Genomic DNA, 25448 nt, shown 5'->3' on the forward strand with positions numbered 1-25448 from the left:
GAAGTCCTGCGCGTAAAGCGCAGGACTTCTTTTTTATTTATGATATTTCATACCCGCGTTGATGGTGCAGGCACGATACAGCTGCTCAGTCATCACAAGGCGCGCCAGCTGATGCGGCAGCGTGATGCGTCCCAAGCTGATTCTTGCCTGTGCAGCCCGCTTAACGCGCTCATCCAAGCCGTGTGAGGAGCCTATCACAAAGGCCACATCGCCTGCACCGCTGCCCGCACGCTGCGCCAAAAGTTCCGCCAGTTCCTCACTGGAGATCTGTTTGCCTTCCACGCAAAGCGCTACCAGGTAGGCGCCTTTGCGGACCGCATGCAAAATGGCCTCGCCCTCTTTCTCCAAGGCCTTGGCAATCTGCTTTTCGCTCGCATTTTTGTCCGCGATGGTTACTTCCGGGAGTTCTACAATGCGGAAATTGCAAAAGCCTCCCAGCCGTTTCTGATAGTCTGCCACCCCGGCCGCGAAATAGCTGGCATTGAGTTTTCCGATGCAAATCAAATCTATATTCTGCATACTCTGCCCCCTGCCTTAGAACTCCAGGAAAGGACTGATGTCATTGCGCGTCTGTGCCTGCACAACCACGTCACGTCCAGGCTGAATACCGGCTGCAAGCAGCACGTTATACACGGTGGTCAGCGCCAGTTCCGGAGAGTTGTTGGTCTGGCTCAGATGGCAAAGGGCAAATTTCTTGCAGCCTTCCTGGATCAGGTCCAGAATCGCCGCCGCGCACGCTTTGTTATCCAGATGCCCGCGGTCGCTGGCAATACGTTTTTTCAGATAGTAGGGATAGGGCCCGCCATGAAGGCTGAAGGCGTCATAATTGGCTTCCAGCGCCACAAGGTCACACCCCATAAGGTTATCCTCCACCACCGGTGTAAGAACGCCCAGGTCTGTGGCGATAGCCATACGATGCTGGTCAGGTGTCACAATCCTATACCCGCAGCAGGGCACGTCATGACTGGTGGGAAAAGCTGTCACACGGAACGGTCCCACATCCATGGTCTGACCGCCGTCCACAGTATTGCACTCCACCGCCGGCGGCAAAGTGCCCCGTGATTCCAGGACATCCAATGTGTCTGCGCGCGCGTACACGGGCACAGGATATTTTTTGAGAAAGGTGTCCAGCCCGGCAACATGATCGGAGTGTTCATGCGTAATCAGAATACCGGCGCAGTCTCCGATGGTCAGGTCCAGTTTGCGCAAGGCAGACAGAGTGGTCCGGCAGCTCTTGCCCATATCCACCAGAAGATACGTACGGTCCTGCAGGATTAGGCCACAATTGCCGGAAGATCCTGAATACAGAGTGGTAAATAAAGCCATAGAAGTATTTTCCTTTTTACTATACGGCCATAAAAAGTGGGCCGCCGTCGGGCGGCCCACTGGCCTTGATCAGATAGCGCGGGTAATGGCATTCGCCGGAATCTCCACACGGCGGATATCCGCTCCCAGGAGTTGCAGCTTCTCCACGATGTTTTCATAACCGCGTTCAATATGGATTGTCTCGTCGATCTCGCTCACGCCTTTGGCAGCCAAAGCAGCCACCACCATCGCGGCACCGGCACGGAGGTCGGTTGCCCGCAGCGGTGCAGGACGCAGTTCTTTCACACCTTCAATGACGGCGACCTGTCCATCCACCTGAATGTTGGCCCCCATGTGAATCAGTTCATCCACATAGCGGAACCGATTTTCCCAGATCCCTTCTGTAACAATGGAAGTACCTTCCGCCAACGTAAGCAGCGCTGTCATCAGCGGCTGCATATCGGTGGGAAAACCGGGATGCGGCATCGTCTTGACCTTCAGCGGTTTCAGCGTACCGGTGCGGGTGATCCGCAGAGCGTCATCATACTCCTGGATGGAACAACCCGCCGCCCGCAATTTGGCGGTGATGGGTTCCAGATGCTTGGGGATAATATTGTGCAGCATCACATCACCTTTGGTGATTGCTGCGGCGACCATGTAACTGCCAGCCTCAATCTGGTCGGGAATGATGGCATAATTGCAGCCATGCAAACTTTTGACACCATGGATTTTGATCACATCGGTGCCGGCGCCATGCACATCAGCCCCCATCATATTAAGGAAATTGGCTAGGTCCACAATATGCGGCTCGCGCGCCACATTTTCGAGGATGGTCGTGCCTTCTGCCAGCACAGCGGCCAGCATGGCATTCATCGTGGCGCCCACCGAAACCGTATCAAAGAAAACATGGGCGCCCACCAGTTTGTCAGCCTTGACGTGAATCTGACCGTATTCCACCGAATCATCCGCACCGAAAGCGGTGAACGCTTTCAGATGCTGATCGATGGGGCGCGGCCCCAGATTACAGCCGCCCGGCATGGCGACCTGACCGGTCCCGAAACGGCCCAGCAAAGCCCCAAGGAAATAATAGCTGGCACGCATCTGTCGGGACAGTTCGTTGGACACTTCAGTGCAGTCGATATGGGTGGTATCGATTTCATAGGTACTGCGACTGACCATACGGATGCTGGCTCCCAACTCACTGAGAATCTGGAGCGAAGCCATCACATCGCTGATACAGGGCAAATTTTCAATCAAGCATTTATCTGCAGCCAAAATCGTGGCAGGCAAAATGGCCACCGCAGCGTTTTTGGCACCGCCGATGTTCACATCACCATGCAGCGGGTTTCCCCCGCGGATCACAAATTTTTCCAAATGTAGCTCTCCTTTGTGCGATACACCGACAGGACAATATATCCGTCAGCATACCTTTGCACACTTTGCTTTATTATACACCATCGCACGCTATTTGAAAAGCGTTCCTCATTATGAATGCAAAAACTTTGTGAAAAATAGCCAGCATTCTACGGTGTACAGCCACTTTTTTAAGCGGGCTTACATATTGGGGAACAGGGTCTGGGCACTGAACAGGCTGCCGTTATAAAACATTTCAAAGTGGCAATGGTTACCGGTCGAGTTGCCGGTGGAACCCACTTCGCCGATCTTATCGCCCTGTGCGACTGCCTGGCCCTGGGTAACCGAAATGGCAGACATGTGTCCGTACAGTGTCTTATAGCCGTTGCCATGGTCAATTTCCACGTAGTTGCCGTAGGAATAATGCCAGCCTGCCGCCACGACCGTGCCGGAATCCGACGCAATAATTGTGGTTCCGTAGGCGGCACAGATATCCGCGCCACGGTGTCCGCTGCTCATCCAGCGGCTCACGTAGGTGTAATTGGGCACCGGCCAGATAAAGCTGCCCGAGCCGATCTGGGCGACCATACCGCTCTTCAGCCGTGTGCCGGTCACGGTGATTTCCGGGACCGCCGCCTTGGTTACCGTATAGGAAATTGCCTGCCGATCCGTGACAACGCCATCAATCATGGTGACTTCGTAGGTGACATCCTCCGAACCGTCCTCGCCATCCTGAAGCGTTACAACCTTGCCGAAATCATACTCCGAAGAATCCGAATTCTGCGTCTCAAAGGGAATGGCCACCGTTTCCGTTTCCCGGCGTACCACTTTGACTTTGAGCAATTCCGCCGAAGCCGCGCCGGTAATAAGTTCGGTACCGGCATCCACTTCCTGATCCAGCGACAGCAGCTGGGGGTTCATCTGCGCCAGAGAATCAAAAGAAACACCGGTGGCATCCACAATGCTCTGCACCGTATCGCCGTCCACCGCCGTATAGGTCTTGATTCCGGACCCGGCGTTCAGTTCGTTGATGATATCCGAATAAGAACTGATGGACTCATTCAGATACACGCCATCCATCAAGCGGATCTCATGGGCAAAGGCCGTATACACAGAGGAATCGGTGGGATCCTCATACGGCTCCTTGATGCTTTCCAGGTAAGCCCGAAGATGATCGCCCTCGGTGGTAACAAACCGCAGTTCGCCATCAATGTACACAGCGGTGGCATCGATAATCTCATCGCTGGCTGTGCGCAGAATGGCGTTGGCGATTTCGCTCTCGGTCATCGTCTGGCCGGAAATAGCCAGTGTATAGGTCGGTGACACATCCCACTGGGTATCCGGCACATTTGCGCCACTCTCCACAAGCATACTCTTGGCGGTGTTGATACGGGACTGAACATCGTCGCGGGCATTTTCAAAGACCTGTTCGTTTGCCACATAGCCTACGCTCTCACCGTTCACCTGAACGTTCAGTACAAACCGCAGGTTGAGCCCGTTGCGGACAACCACAACCAGTGCGGCAGCTGCCAGCGCCGGCAGGAAGTAAGTGATCGCGTTCCAGACGATGGGGTAGTATTTCTTCACACCACGCCGGAAATACTGCATCTTGGCCGCGCGGATCTGCCCGGCATCCTCTTCCTCCAGCTGATTCGGAAGTTCACGGATGTGGCGAAGGCCGGAAGCCATCCTTGTGAAGGGGCTGGTCAGGTCCTCCACAAAGGTGAGGATTCCCAGCACAAACGGTCGCACGATCAGCAGCAACAGGTTCCCGATGGTTGCCGCGATAGCCCCCACAATACCGCGCAGCTTCCGCCAGGCACAGACGCCTGCATACTCGGCCCAAAAACCGACCATGTACAAGAAATCGCCGACGATATACGCATAAGGAATTTTTTCAAATATGCCCGACATATGGCGGCGACGCTTGTCCCTCTTTTTTTTGCGGTGCATGGAACGCACCGTCCGCTTGCAGCGCCAGTCGTCCAGACGCTGCGACAGACCGCTTTTCTTTTTCTGATTGGGTTGTTTATCAGTCTGGGTGGAATTCAATGTACGGGGTCTCCTTTCCGCGTCAGAACGTGGTCAAGACTAGGCGATTGCGTCCGGATCGATAAGTTCAGAACTGCTCCAGCGACCATCCGTCAAGCAGATGTTCAGCCTGCGCCAACGCTTCCATATCCGATGGCATCGGGCAGGATACCCGAATCGTCTCCCGGGTGACCGGATGAACGAAATGCATCACACCGCAGTGCAGGGCATGCCGCCCGATCCGCTGCGCAGTCCCGCCGTAGAGGGTATCCCCCGCCAGCGGATGACCAATGTACGCCATGTGCACGCGGATCTGATGCGTCCTTCCTGTGCAGGGCCTGCACGCCACCAGGCTATAATCGGAACTTGCGGCCAGTACCGTGTACTCTGTCAGGCTGTACTTGCCGTCGGACGTTACACAGCGGCCGATAATGGAATCGCCTCGTCTGCCTATAGGTGCCTCCACCCGCCCCGGTCCCAGCGGCAGGGACCCTTGCACGATTGCCAGATAACATTTGGACACCTGCCCTGCCAGAAGCGGAGCAGCAAAAGCATTCTGTGCGCACAGCACAAGGCCGCTGGTATTTTTATCGATCCGGTTGACGGGACGGAACACACCACTTTTTCCCTGGCTCTTCAGATAATATATCCAGCCATTGGCCAGAGTATGGTCCGGATAATTCAAGGTGGGATGGACTGCCAGACCGGCAGGCTTGTTCAGCACCGCGGCAAATTCATCCTCAAATACAATGGATAAAGGAATCGGCTGTGGCGTCACGCTGGTAGCAGGTTCCGGCGGCAAAGCAAAGGTGATCCATTGACCGGCATGAACGATCTGATCGGTATGTATCGACCGTCCATCGGCAAAAAAGCCCTGCCCCACGTGCTTGACTGACTTGATCAGCCCGGCGGTCACGCCGCAGGTACGCAAGAAAATTCCCAGGCGCATGCCTTCGGACTCAGGTGGCACGACATAACGCAGTTCCATTATCCCGTGCGTCCTCCTTTTGTACCCATATAGGGTCATTATAGCACAAAGGCTTCGGTGATGCAAACCCAATGTTTGGGCATCCAGAAACAACAAAAAGCGGCACACCCGCGCCGTAACGCTGCGGGTATGCCGGAACGTTCAATAAAAACGACTGGACCGTAAGCCGGGTTCTGTATCAAACGACGATCTATCTTGGCCTTGCGTCGCCGCAAGGCTCACGCCATCACCGGGACGCGCGAGGCTCCGCATAATGTCCCATACGGATGTTGCTTCAAGCAGGGTTTACATAGCCGCAAAGTCGCCAGTGCGCTGGTGAGCTCTTACCTCGCCTTTCCATCCTTACCGCGTAAAAACGCGGCGGTTTCTTTCTGTTGCACTATCCCTGGGGTCACCCCCGGCTGCCGTTAGCAGTTGCCATGCCTCTGTGAAGCCCGGACTTTCCTCAGGCAGTTCTTGCGAACTGTCCCGCCGCCGTATGTTCCACTCGTTTTCGGCTTAGTATAGCATAAAATTCCATCCTTGGCAAGTGTCATAAGAGCAGTTGCAAGAGCAGCAGCACAATGACGCCAGGCACTCCCAACACCACACAGACAAAACCTGTAAAGCGGTTCAGCGGAAGCACAACCCCTGTGACCGGCTCCAGCAGAGCCAGCACCGCCAGAGCCCCCAGACCGCAGAGTGCACCACTCAACAGGGCCCTGACAGGGTGGCGCTGGCGGGCAGCGCAGCGGCCAATCACCACCAGAGCAGCCCCGGCACCTGCCAGCCACCAATTGGTCATGGATCTTCACCTCCCGCACGCAGCAGACGCAGCAGGGCACGGCACCGGCACATCAGGGCTGCATGCTGATAGGTCAGCTGTTCAATGTAAAACGGGTCCTGCGCCTCTCCAAAAGCTGCCTCGTTGGCGCGCAGTGCCTGCATTGTTTCCTTGAGTTCCTCCTGTGCCGCGCGTCGCTCCTTTTCCTGTCGGGTCATTCGTTTCAACACAGGCCTCTCCCCCATCTCACAGCAAAATACAGATCAGTCCGTCACAACCTTCATTGATGATCCGCTCCAGTGTCACCTGCAGACGGTTTCTCGCCTCCTGCGGCATGTGCAGCAGTTTGGCCTGCACGCCCTCGCTGACCAGTTCATTGAGACTTTTTCCAAAGATATTGGTACTCCACAGTTTGCCGGGGTCTGTTTCAAAATCCGCCAGCAGGCTTTTGATCAGTTCCTCCCCCTGCTGTTCACTGCCCACTGTGGGCGAAAGTTCCGTATGGATGTTGGCACGCATGATATGCAAACTGGGGGCGCTGGCCGACAACCGTACACCATATTGTCCCCCTTGCCGCACAATCTCCGGCTCTTCCAGGGTCAGTTCATCGATTCCCGGCATGACAATGCCGTAGCCTGTCGCCTCTACCTGATCCAGCGCCGATTTGATTTTGTCATAGGCTCTTTTGGCTCGTGCCAGACTCACAACACAGGGCAACAGGCTGGCCTCATCCACAATCTCCAGGCCGGTCTGCTCGCCCAGGATACGGTAGAAGATATCCGGCGCGATACCCGCGTTGATACGCACACTGCCGGTGGCCAGGTCCATTCCCGTGAGTGCAGTACTCACAATATATTCGCAATCCAGCTGCGGCCGCTGTCCTGCCACATCCCCCATCTTATGGACGGTTTCTGCGTAGTTCAGCATCGCCGTATACACGGCACTTTGCAGCCAGTGTCCCGGCTCCAGCATCGTCACCCAGCTCGGCATCTGCACGGCAATTTCCCGCACCGGGAATTCATACAGCAGTTTTTGCAGCAGCCGGTCCACTGTCTCCGCCGTCATTGTCAGACAGTTGATGGGAAATACCGTGTGGTGATACCAGTCTGTCATGCGGGCGGCCAGCTGCTGTGCATCGTCAGACTCCGGCTCGGCGCAGTTCAGCAAAATGATGTAGGGCTTGCCGATGGTATCCAGCTCCGCCACAATCCGCTGTTCCGCCTCCTGATAGGCTTCCCTCGGCAGGTCCGCCACCGAACCGTCAGTGGTAACCACCACGCCCACCGTGGCATGCTCCCGGATCACCCGGCGGGTTCCCGTCTCGGCCGCCAGGTCGAAGGGCACCTCATGGTCATACCAGGGGCTTTTAACCAGGCGCGGTGCATCGTTTTCTTCATGCCCCAACGCTCCCTCGACCATGTAACCCACACAGTCAATCAGGCGGGCACGGAAACTGCCGCCGCCGGACAACTCAATATTCACGGCTTTTTCCGGGATGAACTTGGGCTCGGTGGTCATGATGGTGCGCCCGGCCGCAGATTGAGGCAATTCATCGTTGGCTCGGGCCCGCAGCGCCTCGTTCTGAATATGCGGCAGCAGCATCAGTTCGGAGAACCGCTTGATGAACGTGCTCTTGCCGCTGCGCACCGGTCCCACCACGCCAAGGTAGATATCCCCGCCGGTACGCTGTGCAATGTTCTGGTAGATTTGTTCCTGGGTCACAGTCGTTCCTCCTTTACAGCGCCGCCGGAATCAGCAGACACGCTGTTCCCGTGGCCAGATCCTGAGGGGCCTGGCCATCCGTATCCAACCGATTTGCCTCCACAAGTTCCTTTGCCCGCGCATGGTAGCGTTTAGCAATGTCAAAGATCCGTTCCCCTGCCTGGGCATAGTAAATATACAGGGCCGGGCCATCCTTGCCCTCCGCGTACTCTTCACCCAGCTCCACTTCGCACAGTGCTTCACAGTTCACCGCCTGCAGTAGCATACCCTGGGTGGAAATTTCCAATTCCACACGGAGCCGCCCTCCGATTTTGGAACTGGATACTTTGGACACACAAGCCCCCATACAGGCCACCGCATCTGCGGTCTCTCCGGGCCAGCTTTGCTGGGTCTGCCAGGTAAACGGTTTATCATAGCAGGTCAGTTCCCCGCGCACATCCGCGCAAAAGACATGGGCCGTTCCCTTTCCCTGCAGAGAGATAGCTGAACCGCCTTCTTTTTGTTCCTGCACCGGAACAGCCGCCCCCAGGCTGACAAAACATCCTTTGACGGTGACCTGCGGATCCGGCAGGTCATCCTCCAGGACGACATCAATTTTCCCCTGCAGATCCGTTGCCGTATCCAGCAGCTTGCAGACCGTCTGCACCGTCTGCGTCTGGCAGACCGTCGAGTAGGCATCCGCCACCACCGTACAAACCGCCCTGTGCCACGCCTCCAGGTGCAGCTTCCAGGAAACGTTCAGGGCCGATTCGCCGCTTGCATCCGCCGCCGTGAGCGTGCAGGCCTGAACCCGTCCCCAGGCAATACAGGTATCTTCTTCTGAGGCTCCCGCCAGCTCAACGGTCTGCTGTACGGGAATTTCCTTTTGCCGCACTTCCAGTTCTTCAGAATCTGCCGCCTGGTAACATACCTGCATCTGCAAAGTGCCCTGTACACTGGCCTGGCCCGTTTGCATTGTGATGCCGGTCAAGGAGAAACAGCCTGTGATATCCAATACGGCTTCACCTGCATCAGGAATCTGCAGGGTAGTTTCGGCGGTAAGCGTTTTTTCTTCGGCGCAAACCCGCTGCAGTCCATCCAGCTCTCTTGTGCGCTGCTCAATGCCGCAGTCTGCCAGCGAGGTCAGCAGTTCACATTCCTTACGAAGTACCGCCGCTCCGCACAGAATGTAGGCACCTCTCAGATCAATGCGGTGCTCACTGACGGCCCTGCAATTGCAGTATTCTGTTTCTCCCCAGATCTGGGCGGGGCCTTCTGCGCTGGAGCCCTCCGGGAGCTCGGCCGACTTTTCAAATGCAAATTTCTGTTCCGTACGGTACAATCGGCAGCCGGGTTCTTCGCTCTGATAATAGACGGTACAGCGAAGATACCCTTCCACATGCCAGCGGCCCGATGTCACCTGGTTTTGCAGAACCACCGGTTCGATCAGGCATTTTACGATCTTGAACACGGCCGGCAGATAATCCGGGATCAGGATCTCTGTTTCCACCGGCAGTTCCAGCCGTGTTTCCCAACGGCCTCCATAGGCAGCTATGGTGTCTTTAAACACCTTGAGTTCCATGTGTATTGCCCCTTTCCATTCATCGCTTGGTTGCTGTCTGGTGCATGTATATGCGGCAGGGCAAAAAAATAACCCCTGCCATAGGGCAGGGGTATTGCAAAAAAGGTTTCAGACTTTGAACGCTGCACGAAGCAACCAGCGCAGCGCGCGCGGGCAGCGCACCACAACCACATGCATGGCATACACCTTCCTTTCGCTCGGGATGTATGCCATACTATGAAGCAATGCCGGCGGGTGTTACCAGTCCGCCCGCGTCAGGACAACTAAGCCATGCCCTGTAGCGCAATCCAGGTGCGCCACAGGTTCCGTAAATTCATTGCTTGTGCCCAGCGGGTAATCCAGTTCCGTCAGCGTTGTATCCTGCAAAGGATAGTAAACACCCCGCAGGTTCACCCCGGTCATCGGAGCGCCCAGGGCATACACCGACAAGTACATCCAGTCCTTCCGCTCCAGGGCAAGAGGGCACCCTGGCAATAGATAGTGCATCTCGCTTCTGGCATCCGCCAGGATGGCTTTTGCACCATGCAGCGCCAGATACAGGCCGGTAGAAATGTTGGCAAACATGTGTTCGATTCTGGCACCGCCCAACGCGCCCAGCAGAACCACCTCGTCATACCCATGCTCCACCAGCCAACGGGCCGCGTACTGGGTATCGGTATCGTCCTTCACGTGGGGCAACACAATGGTTTGCCGGTCGGTTTCCGGCTGCGGCGCCGAATCGAAGTCACCGACGATCAGATCCGGGCGAACTCCCAGTCTGGCGGCATTCCGATACCCGGCATCACAGGCCACGATAAAGTCCTGCGGCTGCAAATAGCTGGCCATCTCCCTTCCGATGGGGACCGCTGAAAACACAACGGCACGTTTGCTCATTTTTCCCACTCTTTCCGGGCATTGGCCTCTTCATACATGGCCAGGTAACTGGCATACCGGGACTTGCTGATGGCTCCCTGTTCCACTGCATCACGCACGGCACAGCCCACTTCGCTGCGATGGGAGCATCCCGTAAACCGGCACTGTCCGAAATGGGGTTCAAACTCCGGGAATGTATGCTGCAGTTCTTCTTTGGGGATGCGGCACAGTTTCTGCGCTTCCAGGCTGGCAAACCCCGGGGTATCAGCCAGTCTTCCGCCGCAGATTTCAAACACTTCCACCTCCCGGGTGGTATGCCTGCCGCGGCCCAGTTTCTGGCTGATCTGTCCTGTCTCCCGTTTGAGTTCCGGAGCCAGGGCATTCAGCAAGGTGGACTTGCCCACGCCGGAGTTTCCGCAAAAGGCACAGAGATGGCCCCTGATATACTGGCGTATCTCATCCAGGCCCTCTCCCGATTCGTAGTGAAGAGGAATCAAAGGGATCCCGCTGGTGGCATAGTCCTGGGCAAGCTGATCTGCTGCCGCAAGGTCCGCTTTGGTCACAACCAGCACCGGCTGAACGCCTTTGTAGATGGCTGCTGCGGCCAACTGATCCAGAACCAGTGTGCTGGGGACCGGCTGCGTAGTGCTGGCCACAATGAACAGCACATCCAGATTGGCTACCGGCGGCCGGACAAAAACATTCTTGCGCGGCAGGATCTCTTCGATCATTGCCCCGTCCGCCGACAGCTCCACGTTGTCTCCTGCAACCGGCGTGATGCCACGCTTGCGGAAAATACCGCGCGCTTTGCATTCCACCACGCCGTCCGGCGTGCGAACATAATAAAAGCCGCCAATGCCTTTGGTAATATAATTCATTGTATTCGTCACTCGTCAGATGGGGTTACCCTGCGCATCGCAGGCAACGCCATTTTCGTTCACCATGGACCCATCGGGGAACTGGTGGATCTGATGGCTGCCGTCACTGCTCCACCACCAGCTTTCCTGAACGGTACCGTCGGAAGTTGTAGGTGCGGGTGTCTCTGCCGGAGTTTCCGGCACGCCGGTGGATACCACCAGCGTAATGATGGAACTCACCCGGGCTTCCGTGCCAGCTTCCGGATACTGGTTCAGAACGGTTCCGGCAGGCTGATCGCTGGCCTGTTCAATTGTACGCACCGAGAAGTTCAGTACCTTCAGATCATTTTTGGCATCATCCAGGGTCTTGCCGGTGACGCTGGGCACGTAGTTGGTGTTGCTGATCACCGCACGGCTGACGTACAGAATCACCGTGGAGTCGCCTTCCACCGTTTCACCGGCAGCCGGGCTGGTGTAAATTACGGCACCGTTGGCAACGGTATTGTCCTGCATGGGTTTTTGCAGCACATTCAGCCCCATATCCTTCAGGGTCTTCTCGGCATCCTCCGCCACCATGTTCTTGGTCTCGGGGATCGTCACATACTGGGTACCAAGGCTGACCGTCAGGGTGATTTTCTGACCTTCCTTGACCGTACGGCCCGCTTTTGGGTTTTGCCGGATGATCGTACCGGCCGGGTAGGTGGAGTTGTATTCCTCCGCTTCCTGAAGCTTCAGCAGCGTGTTATAATCTGACGCCCGGTATTCGTCCAGTGTCATCCCCACAAAATTGATGATCGTCACATCCGCGCGGTTGGAGAACAGGAGGTTGCTGGAATTGGTGAAAATAAGGTACACAAGGATCGCGGCGCCGATGACAAAAGCCACGGCCATACCGAAGAAAATCGGCAGCACGGAGAACGGCTTTTTCTCCTTGCGCACTTTTCTGGAAGACTTGCTGCGTCCCGGGTTGGACGTTCCCGCACGACGGGCTTCCCCTGTGCGGATATTGCCGGCTTTGTTATGAGATTTCACGTTATTTACCACTCGGTTGATATTTTTTTCCGGGTTGTCCTGGGTGTTGCGGTACTCGTACGCAAAGCGGGCGGAGGGATTGCGCTTGAAAGCTTCGATGGCCTCCAGCATTTCCTGCGCGCTCTGATACCGCTTGGCAGGATCTTTTTCCATGGCCTTCTCGGTGATCTGACGCAGACCTTCCGGCACATTGGGTGCCACCTGGGCCAGCGGCTTCGCCTTGTCAGAAATCTGCATGATGGCAATGGACACCGCGCCATCTCCATCGAACGGCAGGCGTCCCGAAAGCATCTCGTACAGCATAACGCCCACCGAGTAGATGTCCGTGCGCGCATCCGTCCTGTCGCCTTTGGCCTGTTCCGGGCTGATATAGTGCACCGAACCGATGGCCTTATCGCTGACCGTCTGGCTCTGGGCGCGGGAGAAACGGGCGATGCCGAAATCCATCATCTTGATGGAGCCGTCGGCCAGCAGCATGATATTCTGCGGCTTTACATCCCGATGGATGATGCCTTTGGAATGGGCATGCTGCAGCGCCCCCAGAATCTGTGTGGCGAAATGCACCGTTTCCTTCCAGGTCAGTGCACCGCCGCGCTGCTTGAGGTATTCCTTCAGCGTGATACCGTCGACATATTCCATCACGATATACTGGAGTTTATCGGTAACGGAAACATCGTACACCTTCACGATATTCGGATGATCCAGAATCGAAATGGCCTTGGACTCATTCTTGAAGCGGCGTACCAGTTCCTCGTTGTCCAGGAACTCTTCTTTCAGTACCTTCACCGCGATGGCGTTTCCCGTACGCTCGTCCACGCCACGGTAGACGTTGGCCATGCCGCCGACGCCGACCAGACTTTGTATCAGATACCGGCCATCCAGTCGTTTCCCAATCAGATTATCCATTGTTGACCTCCGTCGTTTCCACGCCCATAAGCAAAACCGTAATGTTGTCCTGACCGCCCGCCTGTAAAGCGCGGTCCACCAGAATGCTGGTTGCATCAAAGAAAGGAACCTCTTTCAGCACCCGTGCAATCTCGCTGTCCGGAATCATATTCGTCAGGCCGTCCGTACACAGCAGCAAAATATCGCCTGCCTCGATCTCACAGCGGTTGTATTCCGGTACGATATTGGCCGCCACACCGAGCGCCCGGGTGATCAGGTTCTTTTGCGGATGCAGGGAAGCCTGTTCCCGGGTGATCTGGCCGCTGTCGACCAGTTGCTGAACCATTGAGTGATCCCGTGTGATCTGCCGGAGCTCACCTTCATGGTACAGATACGCACGGGAATCCCCCGCGTGCACGATATGCGCATATCCGTTTCCGGCATATGCACACACACCGGTGGTTCCCATGCCCAGCATCTCGGGATCCGAGGTAGCCTTATCATACACCGCGCGGTTCGTCACATCGAACCCTCGCATAATAAAGCTCTTCTCTCCGCCCGGCTGTAAAGCACGCATCTGCCGGGCAAAGTACTGTTGCATGGTATCGGTGGCAATGCGCGCCGCAATACGTCCGCCATTGACTCCTCCCATGCCGTCACATACAATGCCCCAGGCCGTACCGCCCGCCAGCTGCTGCGCACAGTAATTATCCTGATTTTCCTGGCGACAACTGCCGATATCGGTGATCGCGGCGATCTTCATGCAGGATGTTCCTTTCCTTGGTAGATTCAGTAAAAATTCAGGGATAGTCCGGATACCCGTCGATTCATTGGGCAGCCAGGGCATCTTCACGCCGCAGTTGTCCGCAGGCGGCACTGATATCCGTTCCCAGACGCCGCCGTACCGTCGCATTCACACCCAAATGTTCCAGTTCCTGCTGGAAGCGACGGACGTTGGCCTCATCGGTGGCCGAGTAGGGGCTGCCATCCACCGGATTGATGGGAATCAGGTTCACGTGTGCCCCCATCCCGTGAATCAGGTCTGCCAGCTTCTGCGCCATTTCCGAACTGTCGTTGACGCCCCGCACCATGGAATACTCAAAGCTGATTCGCCGGCCCGTCTCCTTCTGGTAGCGGCGGCAGGCCGGAATCAGTTCTTCCAGCGGATAGGCATCGTTGACCGGCATCATGCTGGAACGGGTCACGTTGTCCGGCGCATGCAGCGAAACCGAAAGAGTGAGCTGCAGATGCCGTTTGGCCAGTTCATCAATTTTCGGGACCAGGCCACAGGTGGAAAGGCTGATGTTGCGCATACCGATGTTGACGCCTTCCGGGCAGGAAATGATCTCGAGAAAATCCATCACATTGTCGAAATTGTGAAGCGGTTCCCCGATGCCCATCAGCACGATATGGGAGACCCGTTCGCCGGAATCCTTCTGCGCTGTATAGATTTCCGATGCGATTTCTCCGGCGGTCAGGTCCCGCACCCGTCCTGCCTGGGTGGACGCACAGAAGCGGCATCCCATCGCACAGCCGACCTGGGTGGAAACACAAACTGTATTGCCGTATTTATACCGCATCAGAACAGTTTCGATACAGTTGCCATCCGCCAGCTGCAACAGATACTTCACCGTCCCGTCCCTGGACTGCTGTTTGCGGCGAATGGCGGGTGCTGCAATGGTGCATTGTTCCTCCAACACAGCCAGCAGCGTTTTCGGCTGATCCGTCATCTGGGCGAACTCCGTCACCAGTTTCTGGTGCAGCCATTTAAAAATTTGCTTGGCACGGAATTTCGGCTGTCCCAGCCCTACGATATATCCTGTGAGCTGCGACAGCGTGTAATCGGACAGACAAATTTTCTGGCTTTTCTCCATAGGAGTCCCCCCTTCCCATCTGTATAGTATAAACCAAAATTATGTAGAATTTCTTTCCAAAATGGCTACAAAAAAGCCATCGGTTCCGGTTTTATGCGGCAAAAACAGCGTGCCGAATTCTCCTTGCTCCATACCCGGCAAAGTCAGTTCAGGTTTTACAAGGCGGAACCGGGGATTGTTTTTGAGGAAAATTTCAATCTGGTTTTGATTCTCCTGCACATTGATTGTACAGGTAGAATACACCAAACGGCCGTTTTCGGCAAGAGCATCCGCACCATTTTGCAAGATTTTTTGCTGAATGGCGCACAAATTTTCCATGCCTTCCAGATCTTTATACCGGATATCCGGCTTTTTGGCAATGACCCCCAGACCGGAACAGGGCACATCGCACAAGATCCGATCGAAGGTGCCCAACTCTTTTTGCGGAACAGTAGCATCGTTATGAACAGCACGCGCGCAGCGGATGCCGCAGCGCTCAAACGCTTTTTCGATCAGACGAACTCTTCCGGGGACCACTTCTCCACTGATGAGAGTGCCTTTGTTTTGCATTTGCTCCGCGAGTGTCAGGCTTTTGCCTCCCGGAGCTGCACAGAGGTCCATGACTTTCTGCCCCGGCCGTACTGCCAAGGCAAGAGCTGCGAACTGACTGGCCAGTCCCTGCACATGGTACTTGCCCTGTGCAAAGGCCTGTCCCGATGCCGGCGAGCCCTGAAAATCCACCATCAATGCATGGGGCCACGGTCCGGGATGCACGGTGTGCCCTTCCGCCCGAAGTTCTTGTGTCAAGGCCTGATCATCAGTGCACAGCGTATTGACGCGTACCGCAGAGACAGGACGGTTACGAAAAGCCTCTGCTATGGCGAAAGCCTCTTCGCCATACTCCCGATACAGGAGCGCTGCCACGGAACGGGACAGGCAATCATAAATTTGCAGCCGTTCCAATGGATCCCGGAAGTCTTCCTGCCGGACCGGCAAAACCGCCGCACGGCGCAGCACAGCATTTACCATGCCGGACGCGCTTGTCTTGCCCATCGCTTTCGTGAGTTTCACAGATTCATTCACCGCCGCAGGCAACGGCACATCCATATACCGCGCCTGGGCCAGTCCGGCGCGCAAGATGGCCCGCACCGGGGCATCCAGTTTTGCCACCGGCTTTTTGCTGAACCGATCCAGCAAAAAATCCAGCAGCGGCTGATATTCCAGCACAGTGTAAAAGATGCGTGCCGCGAAAGCCGCGTCCCGTCCGTCCAAAGCCGGCGTACATTTTTTCAGTTCTGCATCCAGTACCAGATTGGCGTATCCGGCCTGCTCCTGATGCATCAGCGCCTTTACGGCCAGGCGCCGCGGCGTCACAGGCAATCCCCCGCTTTCAGGCGGCGTCCCGCCGCCCAGGCTGTGCCGGTCATCGGCTTGCCGCCCTCCGGCGTCACGGTAAGCAGTTCCACAGCACCGTCTGCGGCAGCGACGGTCAGCGGTTTCAGTGAGATCACCGTTCCCGGCGATGCGGACTTCTGCTGTTGCGCCAAGCGGCATTCAAGCACCTTGATACGTTTGCCGTCATGCATAAACCACGCCACCGGCCACGGATTCATACCGCGCACCCAGTTGTGAATGTGGGATGCCTGCTGCGTGAAATCAAACTGTGCCATTTCCTTGTTCAGGGGCGGCGCCATCGTAGCCAGTTCATGCTGCTGCGGCGTCGGCTTGAGGGCACCGGCTGCCAATGCCTCCAGCGCCTTTACCAGCGTTTTCGCCCCCACGGTGCTGACACGGTCGAACAACTCGCCGCTTGTTTCTTCCGGCCCGATGTCCACCGGTTCCACCAGCAGCACATCCCCGGTATCCAGTCCCTCATCCAGCTGCATGATGGAAACACCCGTCCGGGGATCTCCATTCAGTACAGCCCATTGAATGGGAGCGGAACCGCGATATTTGGGCAAGAGCGAAACGTGCAGATTGATGCAGCCATACCGTGCCACATGCAGAAGCTGCGGCGGAATGATGCATCCATAGGCCACCACCACCACAATGTCGGGGGCAAGGCTGCGGATCAGGTCGTCGGAGCTTCCGTCCCGCAACGTACGCGGCTGGTATACCGGGATGCCGTGTTTTTCCGCCATCTGCTTGACGGGCGGCGCGGTCAGGATCTGCTTGCGCCCCACAGGTTTGTCGCGCCGGGTAAACACCGCACAGATCTCGTGTCCCGCGCTGATGAGCGCTTCCAGACTTTCCGCTGCGATGTCAGGCGTTCCCATGAACAGGATTTTCATGTATCAGTCCTCGTTTTCTTCGGGATAATCATCCTCATAGAAATGGGTGGCCAAATCCATGATGGTAATGCCATCCAGATGATTGTTCTCATGCTGGATGCAGCGGGCCAGCATATCGTCCGCTTCCATCTCAAACCATTCGCCGTGGCGGTCCTGGGCCTTCACCTTCACGTGCTTGGAGCGGGCGATGGCACCATTGTGCCCCGGGAACGACAGGCAGCCCTCGTAGAGTTCCACCTTTTCGTCGCTCAGTTCCAGAATCTCGGGGTTGATAAATTCAATCACCTTGTATTCGTAATTGTCCGGAACCTCCTCGGGCATGTCCCGCTCGTCCAGACAAATGAACAACCGGCGCATCATGCCGACCTGCGGACCTGCAAGGCCCAGACCATTGGCAGCCAGCAGCGTTTCCTTCATATCGTCCAGCAGAACGCCCAGACGTTCGTCAAATTTTGTGACAGGGCGGCAGACCTTTTTCAGAATGGGGTCTCCGTCCTGAACAATGGTACGAAGTGCCATAAGAATAACCTCCAGTTATCTTTACATATCTCCATCGGAGTTGAAATCCAGAATGACCGATGCCTTCTGCGGCAATTTTTCCTGCGCATAAGCATCCAGTGTCTCTTGCAAAAGCGCCCGGAACGCCGCATCATTGCGGCATTTCAGCGTAAGCTTGTAACGATATTTCCCGTTGAGCATCGTGATGGCCATCGGCGCCGGGCCCAAAAGGCGGAGCGGAATCTTGGGATGCGCTGCCGCCCGCTCTGCCAGCAACGCGCCGAACCGGTGGGCTGCCATGGCAACGGTTCCCTCCATTGCTCCCACAAAACCGACCACACAGAAAGCGCAGAACGGCGGATACAGTCCGAACTTGCGGAAGGCGATCTCTTCACGGTAAAACGCTTCATAATCCTGCGCGGCCGCCAGCTGCAGCACGGGGTGATTGGGCACCGTCGTCTGAATCAGCGCGCGGCCCGGCAGAGCCGCCCGGCCGCCCCGGCCGATCACCTGGGTGACCAGGCTGAAGACACTTTCGTACGCCCGGAATCCCTGGCCGAAAAGCAGCGAATCAATACCCAGAACCCCTACCAGCGTGACTTTTTCAAAATCCAAGCCCTTGGCCACCATCTGGGTGCCCAGCAGGATGTCATATTCCTGCCGCCCAAACTGTGCCAGCATCGTTTCGTGGGCGTTTTTCTGGCTGGTGGAATCCTGGTCCATCCGCAGGATCCGTGCTCCCGGCAGCAATTCCGCCAGTTCCTCTTCCACGCGCTGCGTGCCGAAACCACTGTAGTTGAGTTTTCCGCCGCATTCCGGGCAAGTCTGTGGCAGCGGCCGCACGGTATGCCCGCAATGATGGCACATCAGAGCCTGCTGCGGTTTGTGATAGACCATCGGCACACTGCAATTGGGGCATTTCAGCACATGGCCGCAGGTAGCACACATTGCCACCGTATTGTACCCGCGCCGGTTCAGAAGCAGAATGCTCTGTTCCCCGTTGTCCAGGTTCTCCTGCAGTTCCCGGATCATCCGGGTGCTTACTTCCCGGGGATTGCCGGCCGCGAGTTCCGCACGCATATCGATGAAATCCACCTGAGGAAGCGGACGGCCTCCGTAACGCTGGGTAAGCGTCACCAGCTTATATTTACCGCTTTCGGCGGCGTGGTATGTCTCGGTCAGGGGGGTGGCCGACGCAAATACCAGCAAGGCGTTTTCCATTGCTGCGCGCTTCTTGGCCACGTCGTGCGCATCATAGCGCGGTGCCGATTCGCTCTGGTAGGTGTGCTCCTGTTCCTCATCCATAATGATGAGGCCGATATTTTGCAGCGGCGCAAAAATCGCACTGCGCGTGCCCACCACAATGTCTGCCTGCCCCTGCTGGATCAGCCGCCATTGCAGCAGCCGTTCGGTATTGTTGAGCGCCGAATGCTGCACCGCCAGACGGCTGCCGAATGTGGATTTCAGCCGGCGGATCATCTGCGGCGTCAGGCTGATTTCCGGCACCAGAATCAGCGCTTTCCGCCCCAGTTCCAGTGCACGTTGGATCAGCTTCAAAAACACAATGGTTTTGCCGCTGCCCGTCACTCCATGCAGCAGCGCCGCATGGGGCTTTCCGTCTTCCAGATCCGGCGCAAGGGAATCAAAGGCTTGCTGCTGTTCCGGTGCCAGGTCAATGGGCTGCGGTGCAAAGGGAATGTCTGCAAAAAGATCCAGTGCCTTATCCTGCTCGGATACGGTTAGAACCCCTTTGGCACACAGGGTATCCAGTGTGGTCTTGGAGATGCCCACCTCGTCCAGCTGGTGGGCAGTGAGCGGTCCGGCGCGTAGTGCCTCCACCGCTGCTTTTTGCCGCGGCCCCGGTTTCGGCTTGGAAGGAAGCTCCCCCACCAGGGTGTACAGCCGTTCGGTGGAACGGCTGAGCCGGTTTTGCATGACCGGCTTGCCGTCAACCACCGCCGCCCGGTACTGCGCTCCGTAAGGGATCACCGCTTTCACGGCCTCAAACCAGGTACAGAAGGTCCTGTCTTTCAGGAAGTAAACCAGTTCCAGCAGATCCGGTGTCAGCCTCGCCTGTTCCGGCGCAGCGTCGAAAATTTCTTTCAACCGCTTGGGTGTTTCCTCGGTCTGCTGCTCCTCCACCCGGAGTACCACCGCCATACGGGGCTTGTTGCCTTTTCCGAACGGAACCAGTACCATACTTCCGGGCCAGACGCCCCCTTGTAATCTTTCCGGTATCCGATAGGAATACAGCTTGTCAAAGTGGATCGTCGCGTTATCTACCGCGGCCTGCGCCGTTGTCAGGATCATTCGTCCTTCCCGTTCTGAAGTTTGGCCTCGATGATGGAATACAGATCGTCCGCGCAGGTTTCCACCTGGCCATTGACCACATGCTCATCATATTCCGCCGAGTGGGCAATCTCCGTTTTGGCACGTTCCAGACGGCGTTGGATGGTTTCCTCATTCTCGGTACCGCGGTTGCGCAGGCGGCGCTCCAGTTCCTGCATGTCCGGCGGCAAGACGAAGATCGTCGTGGCTCCCGGATACATCTTCTTGATGTTGCCGGCGCCTTCCACTTCGATAACGAGAATCACCGGAATTCCGCGCTCCATGCGGGTTTCAATTTCGCTGCGCAGCGTACCGTAGTAGTTGCCGCAGTACTGGGTGTGTTCCACAATCTGATCGTGGGCCAGGTGATCCTCGAAATCAGCCACCGACATAAAGTGGTAATTGATGCCGTCCTTTTCCCCCTCACGAGGAGTTCGGGTTGTGGCTGAAACGGTGTGCTGAATCTCCGGATGCTTCTTCAAAAGATTGGCAACAACCGTGTCCTTGCCTGTTCCCGACGGTCCCGAAACCACAAACAGATATTTTTCACCTTTCATATTGCCTGTCCCTTTCCTCTTCCTCTTGCGCAAAACGTCCTGTAATGCTGTCCAGCGAAATGCCTGACAGAATCACATGATCAGAATCCATAATCAACACAGCCTGGGTCTTTCTCCCGTAGGAGGCGTCGATCAGTGCGCCCTTCTCCCGTGCATCCTGAATCAGACGCTTGATGGGCGCTGAATCCGGACTGACAATGGTAATCACACGGTCCGCATTGACCATATTACCGAATCCGATATTGATCAGTTTCATGGTGACCCCTTATTCGATGTTCTGGATCTGCTCGCGGATTTTCTCGATTTCGGATTTCAGTTCCACCACCAGACGTGTGATGGCCACATCCTGGCATTTGGAACCGATTGTGTTGGATTCCCGGTTCAGTTCCTGTGTCAGGAAGTCCAGCTTGCGGCCAATGGGCTCGTTCAGTTCCAGAATTTCCCGGTACTGGGCCACATGGCTGTGCAGACGAACCGTTTCCTCGTCAATCGCCGTTTTGTCCGCAAAGATGGCCGCTTCGGTCACGATCCGTGCGTCATCAATATTCCGGTCTTCCAGCAATTCCCGCAGGCGGGCATACAGTTTGTCACTGTACACCTGCACCCGCCCTGCGCTGTCCTTTTCGATCTGCGCAACCAGCTTTTCAATGCTTGTCAGGCGCCCTTCCACATCTTCCTTGAGCTTTTCACCTTCCGTGGCACGCATGCTCACAAAAGATGTCAACGCCTGCTCGGCCACCGACTGCACATCTTGCCAGAGTTCTTCCTCATCCGTCGGCGCCGCTGTCTGGGCAAGCACATCCGGAAAACGGGCCAGCATGCCAACCGTCACATCATTTTTCAGATCCATGCGCTCCGACATGGCGTTGAGAGCCTCCCGGTATCCCCGCGCGAGCTGCCAGTTCACCGAAATGACGGTATCGGCCGCCGTGACTGTCTGAATGGAAAGATTCAACTCTACCTTTCCACGGCTGACCTTGGATGCTACCAGCTTTTTGAGTTTATCCTCCAAAAATGCACAGGACCGCGGCAGTCGGGAGGAATATTCAAAGAACCGGGCATTGACGCTTCTCAATTCCACCTTGATATCACGGCCATGCAGCAGCGCACCCGCGCGGCCATAACCTGTCATGCTTAAAACCATATCCTACACCTCGTGGCTGTATACCTTTGTTCCGGTCGCACAAAAACATATATTGTATATTGTACTATTTTTACAGCCAAGATGCAAGGTGGCACTGCCGGTTTCCCCTGCCTTTACCTTGATTTTTTACATGGATAACACAAAACCGCCCTCGCAAAAGCGAGGGCGGCAAAATTTCAATCAGACAGGATGAGACTTGTTCTCGTAATCCGCATGCAGTGCATCCACACCCTGCAGACGGGCATTGCGCTTCTCAAAGAACTTGGGGGCAACCTGCGGGAACATGGCGTAGGTCAGCACATCCTCTTCCTGGATGGCGTACTTGGCGGCCTCAGCCTTCAGCTTGTCCATCTCAGGCTCCAGCGTATCGGCAAAGCGACAGGTGATGGGCTTTTCACCCTTCAGGATAAAGTCGCTGAACTCCTTCTTGATAGGAGCCGGCGTCTTGCCGTAATCACCATGAACCAGACCCTTGAACTCCTTGGTGACCATCTTGTAGCGCTCACCGAGGATCACATTGAAGACAGCCTGAGTACCGACGATCTGGCTGGTCGGAGTGACCAGCGGCGGATAACCGGCATCCTCACGTACACGAGGAATCTCCAGCAGCACTTCATCCAGCTTGTCTTCCTTGCCGGCATCCTTCAGCTGCTTGAGCATGTTGGAGAACATGCCACCCGGCACCTGATACAGCAGCGTATTGGCATCGACGCCCAGGGACTTCGGGCTGATCTGGCCGTTGGCAATGTACTTTTCGCGCAGCTTGGCGAAGTAGGCACGCACCACATTCAGCTGGTTGAGGTCCAGACCGGTGTCGTAATCGGTGCCCTGCAGGGCAGCCACCAGGCTCTCGGTGGGCATATGAGAAGTGCCCAGCGCCAGCGGGCTCATGGCGGTATCCACGATATCGGCACCCGCTTCAATGCCCTTGAGAATGGACATGGAAGCCAGACCGGCCGTATAGTGGCTGTGAATATCCACCGGGATCTTGACCGTGGACTTCAGTTCCTTGACCAGGTCGTAGCAGGTGTAAGGCTTGAGCAGGCCTGCCATATCCTTGATGCAGATGGAGTTGGCGCCCATCTCTTCCAGCGTCTTGGCATACTTGGCAAAATACTCATTGTTATGTACGGGGCTCAGCGTATAGCTGATGCAGGCCTGCACATGAGCGCCTTCCTTGTTGGCAGCCTTGATGGCCGTCTCAAGGTTGCGCGGATCGTTCAGCGCATCAAAGATACGAATCACGTCGATGCCGTTGGCCACGGACTTCTGCACGAAGTACTCCACCGCGTCATCGGCGTAGGGACGATAGCCCAGCATATTCTGGCCGCGGAACAGCATCTGCAGCTTCTGATGCGGCAGTTCTTTGCGCAGGATGCGCAGGCGTTCCCACGGATCTTCATCGAGGAAGCGGATGCAGGAGTCAAAGGTGGCGCCGCCCCAGCATTCAACGGAGAAATACGGGATCTTGTCCATCTCGGGCAGGATCGGGCGCATCTCATCCATCGTCATACGGGTTGCGAGCAAAGACTGGTGTGCATCGCGCAGAACGACCTCGGTAATTTTAATCGGTTTCTTAGCCAATGTCATTCACCTAGCCTTTCGATCAGTTCATGGTGCAGAGCAGAGCGCCGGAATCCACCACATCGCCCTTACGCACATCGATGGTGGCAATGGTGCCGTCCTGCGGAGCGCTGATCTCGTTTTCCATCTTCATGGCTTCGAGGATGAGCAGCGTGTCGCCGGCCTTGACGGAATCACCGGGCTTCACCTTCACGTCCAGAATATTACCGGGCATGGGCGCGTTGACGGCGACAGCACCGGCGGCACCTGCGGGAGCAGCCGGGGCGGCAGGAGCGGCAGCTGGAGCCGGAGCAGGTGCAGCGGCAGGCGCCGGAGCAGCAGCGGCAACGGGAGCACCGGTGCCCTCTTCGACCGTGACATTGTAAGCAACACCGTTGACGGTAACAATCAGGTTTTTCATAGGGAGTTCCTCCTTAAAAATCAAGGTTGATGATTTTATTCTGTGAGCGGTTGCTTACAGCGTAATGTTGCCATGCTTCTTGGCCAGACGAACCGCGCGCTTGCTGGCAAGCATATCCAGAGCCTGTGCAACGGCACCGCGCACATCCGCCGCAGCGCAAACTGCATCGGCAGCGCCGTTCTGCACCGCCGCAGCAGCACCGCAGACATCCTTGGCATACGCAGCAGCCTTTGCCTTGGTAGCCTCGGCAATATTATCGGAAGCATAGATTTCATCCTTGTACAGGACACTGACGGCAGTCTCCGGGGCCAGCGGCGCGATCGTCGCGCCCTGCACAGCCACACGCCAGTCGGCACAAGCGGCGAAGACCGTGTACACAGGGCCAACCGCCTCACCGGCCAGGACTGCCACCTTCGCGGTGGTCGCTTCGGCGTAGACACCGGCCATACGGGCAGCCTGGCGGATGCCGCCTGCCTCGTCGTCGCCCTCGCTCTTGACGAAACCGTCACTGTTGACAACGGTCACGACTGGGATGCTGTAAGCATCGCACAGGCGGACGAAACGGGCCGCTTTGGCGGTGCACTTGTGGCAGATAGCTTCCTTCTCGGTTGCAACAATGCCCACCGCGCTGCCGTTGATGGTGGCCAGCGCCGTGACGATATGCTTGCCGTAACCGCTGTACAGCTCCACAGCGCTGTCCGCGTCGGCCAGCGCCGCCACAGCCTCGGCCGCCGTGTATTTGCCCAGATTGAGGCTCTTGCTCGGTGCCGCGAAATCAAAGAGCGCAGGACCAGCCAGGTTGTTTGCGGGCAGCAGAGCAACAATGCTGGCCGCCTGCTTGGCAGCCGCCACAGCATCCGCCGCCGTCACAGCCGCAACGCCCGCCTTGGCGGCGAACTCAGCCGAACCGGCTCCGCTGACGCTGTCCTGTGCGGTAAACGGCGCATTCAGGAAAAGCTCTGCATCTTCAGCCATAACACAGACATCCGCGGCGGCTGCATTGATGGCATTGGTGCCGGCGCAGGTACCGGTGATCACCGCGATCTGCGGCACAACGCCGGAAACCCGTGCGATCTCTGCAGTCAGAGCGGCCGTCGCATTCAGAAGCTCCAGACCGCCGTCCAGCTTGGCGCCGGTGGAATTATAGAAAGTAACAACGGGTGCGCCGGTTTCGGCGGCCATTTCGAGAACGCGGATATTGTTCTTGATATCCTGCACTCCCACAGCCTCGCCGTTTTCGTACACAACGTACACGCTCTGCCCGTTGGCACAGCCATACGCCGCACTGACGGCGCCCTCCGTATACAGCGGCGAATACGCGCCGTCGTCAAAAAATGCTGCAAGGATTTCTGCCTTGCCGGGTTTGTTTGCTGCCATACAGTGACCTCCCATGATAAGACTGACTGTTTTTTGTGAAAATGTTCATAAAAAATATGCCATTTGG

The 25448-nt window shown here is 56.6% G+C and carries 24 protein-coding genes and 1 other RNA gene; all 25 read right to left on the minus strand.

The genetic code is table 11. The features are described 5' to 3' along the window. Positions 1-33: 33 nt before the first annotated feature. A complete protein-coding gene (locus ABGT73_RS05860) occupies positions 34-519 on the minus strand; it encodes a 23S rRNA (pseudouridine(1915)-N(3))-methyltransferase RlmH (RefSeq protein WP_346668869.1) in 486 nt (161 codons plus the stop codon). Positions 520-534: 15 nt separating this feature from the next. Beyond that, a complete protein-coding gene (locus ABGT73_RS05865) occupies positions 535-1326 on the minus strand; it encodes an MBL fold metallo-hydrolase (protein WP_346668870.1) in 792 nt (263 codons plus the stop codon). A gap of 69 nt (positions 1327-1395) precedes the next feature. Continuing rightward, positions 1396-2679 (minus strand): UDP-N-acetylglucosamine 1-carboxyvinyltransferase, encoded by a 1284-nt coding sequence (locus ABGT73_RS05870; protein ID WP_346668871.1) that lies wholly within the window; start codon positions 2677-2679, stop codon positions 1396-1398. Between the two features lie 180 nt (positions 2680-2859). Then, positions 2860-4710 (minus strand): peptidoglycan DD-metalloendopeptidase family protein, encoded by a 1851-nt coding sequence (locus ABGT73_RS05875; RefSeq protein ID WP_346668872.1) that lies wholly within the window; start codon positions 4708-4710, stop codon positions 2860-2862. Between the two features lie 67 nt (positions 4711-4777). Further along, positions 4778-5677 (minus strand): RluA family pseudouridine synthase, encoded by a 900-nt coding sequence (locus ABGT73_RS05880; RefSeq protein ID WP_346668873.1) that lies wholly within the window; start codon positions 5675-5677, stop codon positions 4778-4780. A gap of 147 nt (positions 5678-5824) precedes the next feature. After that, an RNA gene (gene rnpB / locus ABGT73_RS05885) (RNase P RNA component class A) lies at positions 5825-6167 on the minus strand. Positions 6168-6209: 42 nt separating this feature from the next. Next, positions 6210-6461, minus strand: coding sequence for a pro-sigmaK processing inhibitor BofA family protein (locus ABGT73_RS05890; RefSeq protein ID WP_346668874.1), 252 nt, complete (start codon positions 6459-6461; stop codon positions 6210-6212). Beyond that, positions 6458-6667 (minus strand): hypothetical protein, encoded by a 210-nt coding sequence (locus ABGT73_RS05895; RefSeq protein WP_346668875.1) that lies wholly within the window; start codon positions 6665-6667, stop codon positions 6458-6460. The genes ABGT73_RS05890 and ABGT73_RS05895 overlap by 4 nt, the downstream gene beginning before the upstream one ends. Before the next feature lie 19 nt (positions 6668-6686). Next, complete coding sequence (gene spoIVA / locus ABGT73_RS05900; RefSeq protein ID WP_346668876.1) at positions 6687-8162, minus strand: stage IV sporulation protein A; 1476 nt, start codon at positions 8160-8162, stop codon at positions 6687-6689. A 13-nt stretch (positions 8163-8175) separates the two neighbouring features. Further along, on the minus strand, positions 8176-9723 hold the full coding sequence (locus tag ABGT73_RS05905; protein WP_346668877.1) for a DUF3794 domain-containing protein: 1548 nt from the start codon (positions 9721-9723) through the stop codon (positions 8176-8178). Between the two features lie 237 nt (positions 9724-9960). Then, positions 9961-10596 carry a thiamine diphosphokinase gene (locus ABGT73_RS05910; RefSeq protein ID WP_346668878.1) on the minus strand — a complete coding sequence of 212 codons (636 nt, stop codon included), beginning with the start codon at positions 10594-10596 and terminating at the stop codon, positions 9961-9963. Continuing rightward, complete coding sequence (gene rsgA / locus ABGT73_RS05915) at positions 10593-11453, minus strand: ribosome small subunit-dependent GTPase A (RefSeq protein ID WP_346668879.1); 861 nt, start codon at positions 11451-11453, stop codon at positions 10593-10595. The genes ABGT73_RS05910 and rsgA overlap by 4 nt, the downstream gene beginning before the upstream one ends. A 15-nt stretch (positions 11454-11468) precedes the next feature. Beyond that, positions 11469-13370 carry a Stk1 family PASTA domain-containing Ser/Thr kinase gene (gene pknB, locus ABGT73_RS05920; RefSeq protein WP_346668880.1) on the minus strand — a complete coding sequence of 634 codons (1902 nt, stop codon included), beginning with the start codon at positions 13368-13370 and terminating at the stop codon, positions 11469-11471. Then, positions 13363-14112 (minus strand): Stp1/IreP family PP2C-type Ser/Thr phosphatase, encoded by a 750-nt coding sequence (locus ABGT73_RS05925; RefSeq protein ID WP_346668881.1) that lies wholly within the window; start codon positions 14110-14112, stop codon positions 13363-13365. Before ABGT73_RS05925 ends, pknB begins: the two co-directional genes overlap by 8 nt. A gap of 64 nt (positions 14113-14176) precedes the next feature. After that, positions 14177-15223 carry a 23S rRNA (adenine(2503)-C(2))-methyltransferase RlmN gene (gene rlmN, locus ABGT73_RS05930; RefSeq protein ID WP_346668882.1) on the minus strand — a complete coding sequence of 349 codons (1047 nt, stop codon included), beginning with the start codon at positions 15221-15223 and terminating at the stop codon, positions 14177-14179. A 39-nt stretch (positions 15224-15262) separates the two neighbouring features. Then, a complete protein-coding gene (gene rsmB / locus ABGT73_RS05935; RefSeq protein ID WP_346668883.1) occupies positions 15263-16576 on the minus strand; it encodes a 16S rRNA (cytosine(967)-C(5))-methyltransferase RsmB in 1314 nt (437 codons plus the stop codon). Continuing rightward, complete coding sequence (fmt, locus tag ABGT73_RS05940; protein WP_346668884.1) at positions 16573-17493, minus strand: methionyl-tRNA formyltransferase; 921 nt, start codon at positions 17491-17493, stop codon at positions 16573-16575. The genes rsmB and fmt overlap by 4 nt, the downstream gene beginning before the upstream one ends. Before the next feature lie 3 nt (positions 17494-17496). Continuing rightward, positions 17497-18012, minus strand: coding sequence for a peptide deformylase (def, locus tag ABGT73_RS05945; protein ID WP_346668885.1), 516 nt, complete (start codon positions 18010-18012; stop codon positions 17497-17499). A gap of 21 nt (positions 18013-18033) precedes the next feature. Then, positions 18034-20301: a primosomal protein N' gene (gene priA / locus ABGT73_RS05950; protein ID WP_346668886.1), complete on the minus strand. Its 2268-nt coding sequence runs from the start codon at positions 20299-20301 to the stop codon at positions 18034-18036. Continuing rightward, on the minus strand, positions 20298-20876 hold the full coding sequence (gene gmk / locus ABGT73_RS05955; RefSeq protein WP_346668887.1) for a guanylate kinase: 579 nt from the start codon (positions 20874-20876) through the stop codon (positions 20298-20300). Before gmk ends, priA begins: the two co-directional genes overlap by 4 nt. Further along, positions 20866-21132: a DUF370 domain-containing protein gene (locus tag ABGT73_RS05960; RefSeq protein ID WP_346668888.1), complete on the minus strand. Its 267-nt coding sequence runs from the start codon at positions 21130-21132 to the stop codon at positions 20866-20868. Before ABGT73_RS05960 ends, gmk begins: the two co-directional genes overlap by 11 nt. A 9-nt stretch (positions 21133-21141) precedes the next feature. After that, positions 21142-22020 (minus strand): YicC/YloC family endoribonuclease, encoded by an 879-nt coding sequence (locus ABGT73_RS05965; RefSeq protein WP_346668889.1) that lies wholly within the window; start codon positions 22018-22020, stop codon positions 21142-21144. A gap of 180 nt (positions 22021-22200) precedes the next feature. Then, positions 22201-23604 (minus strand): oxaloacetate decarboxylase subunit alpha, encoded by a 1404-nt coding sequence (locus tag ABGT73_RS05970; RefSeq protein ID WP_346668890.1) that lies wholly within the window; start codon positions 23602-23604, stop codon positions 22201-22203. Between the two features lie 22 nt (positions 23605-23626). Then, positions 23627-24004 (minus strand): biotin/lipoyl-containing protein, encoded by a 378-nt coding sequence (locus ABGT73_RS05975; RefSeq protein WP_346668891.1) that lies wholly within the window; start codon positions 24002-24004, stop codon positions 23627-23629. A gap of 54 nt (positions 24005-24058) precedes the next feature. Further along, the gene (locus ABGT73_RS05980) at positions 24059-25381 is read right to left on the minus strand and encodes a carboxyl transferase domain-containing protein (protein ID WP_346668892.1); all 1323 of its coding nucleotides are present in this window, start codon (positions 25379-25381) and stop codon (positions 24059-24061) included. Positions 25382-25448 lie beyond the last annotated feature (67 nt).

Origin of the sequence: uncultured Subdoligranulum sp., from assembly GCF_963931595.1 — a bacterium.
Classification (GTDB): Bacteria; Bacillota; Clostridia; order Oscillospirales; family Ruminococcaceae; genus Gemmiger.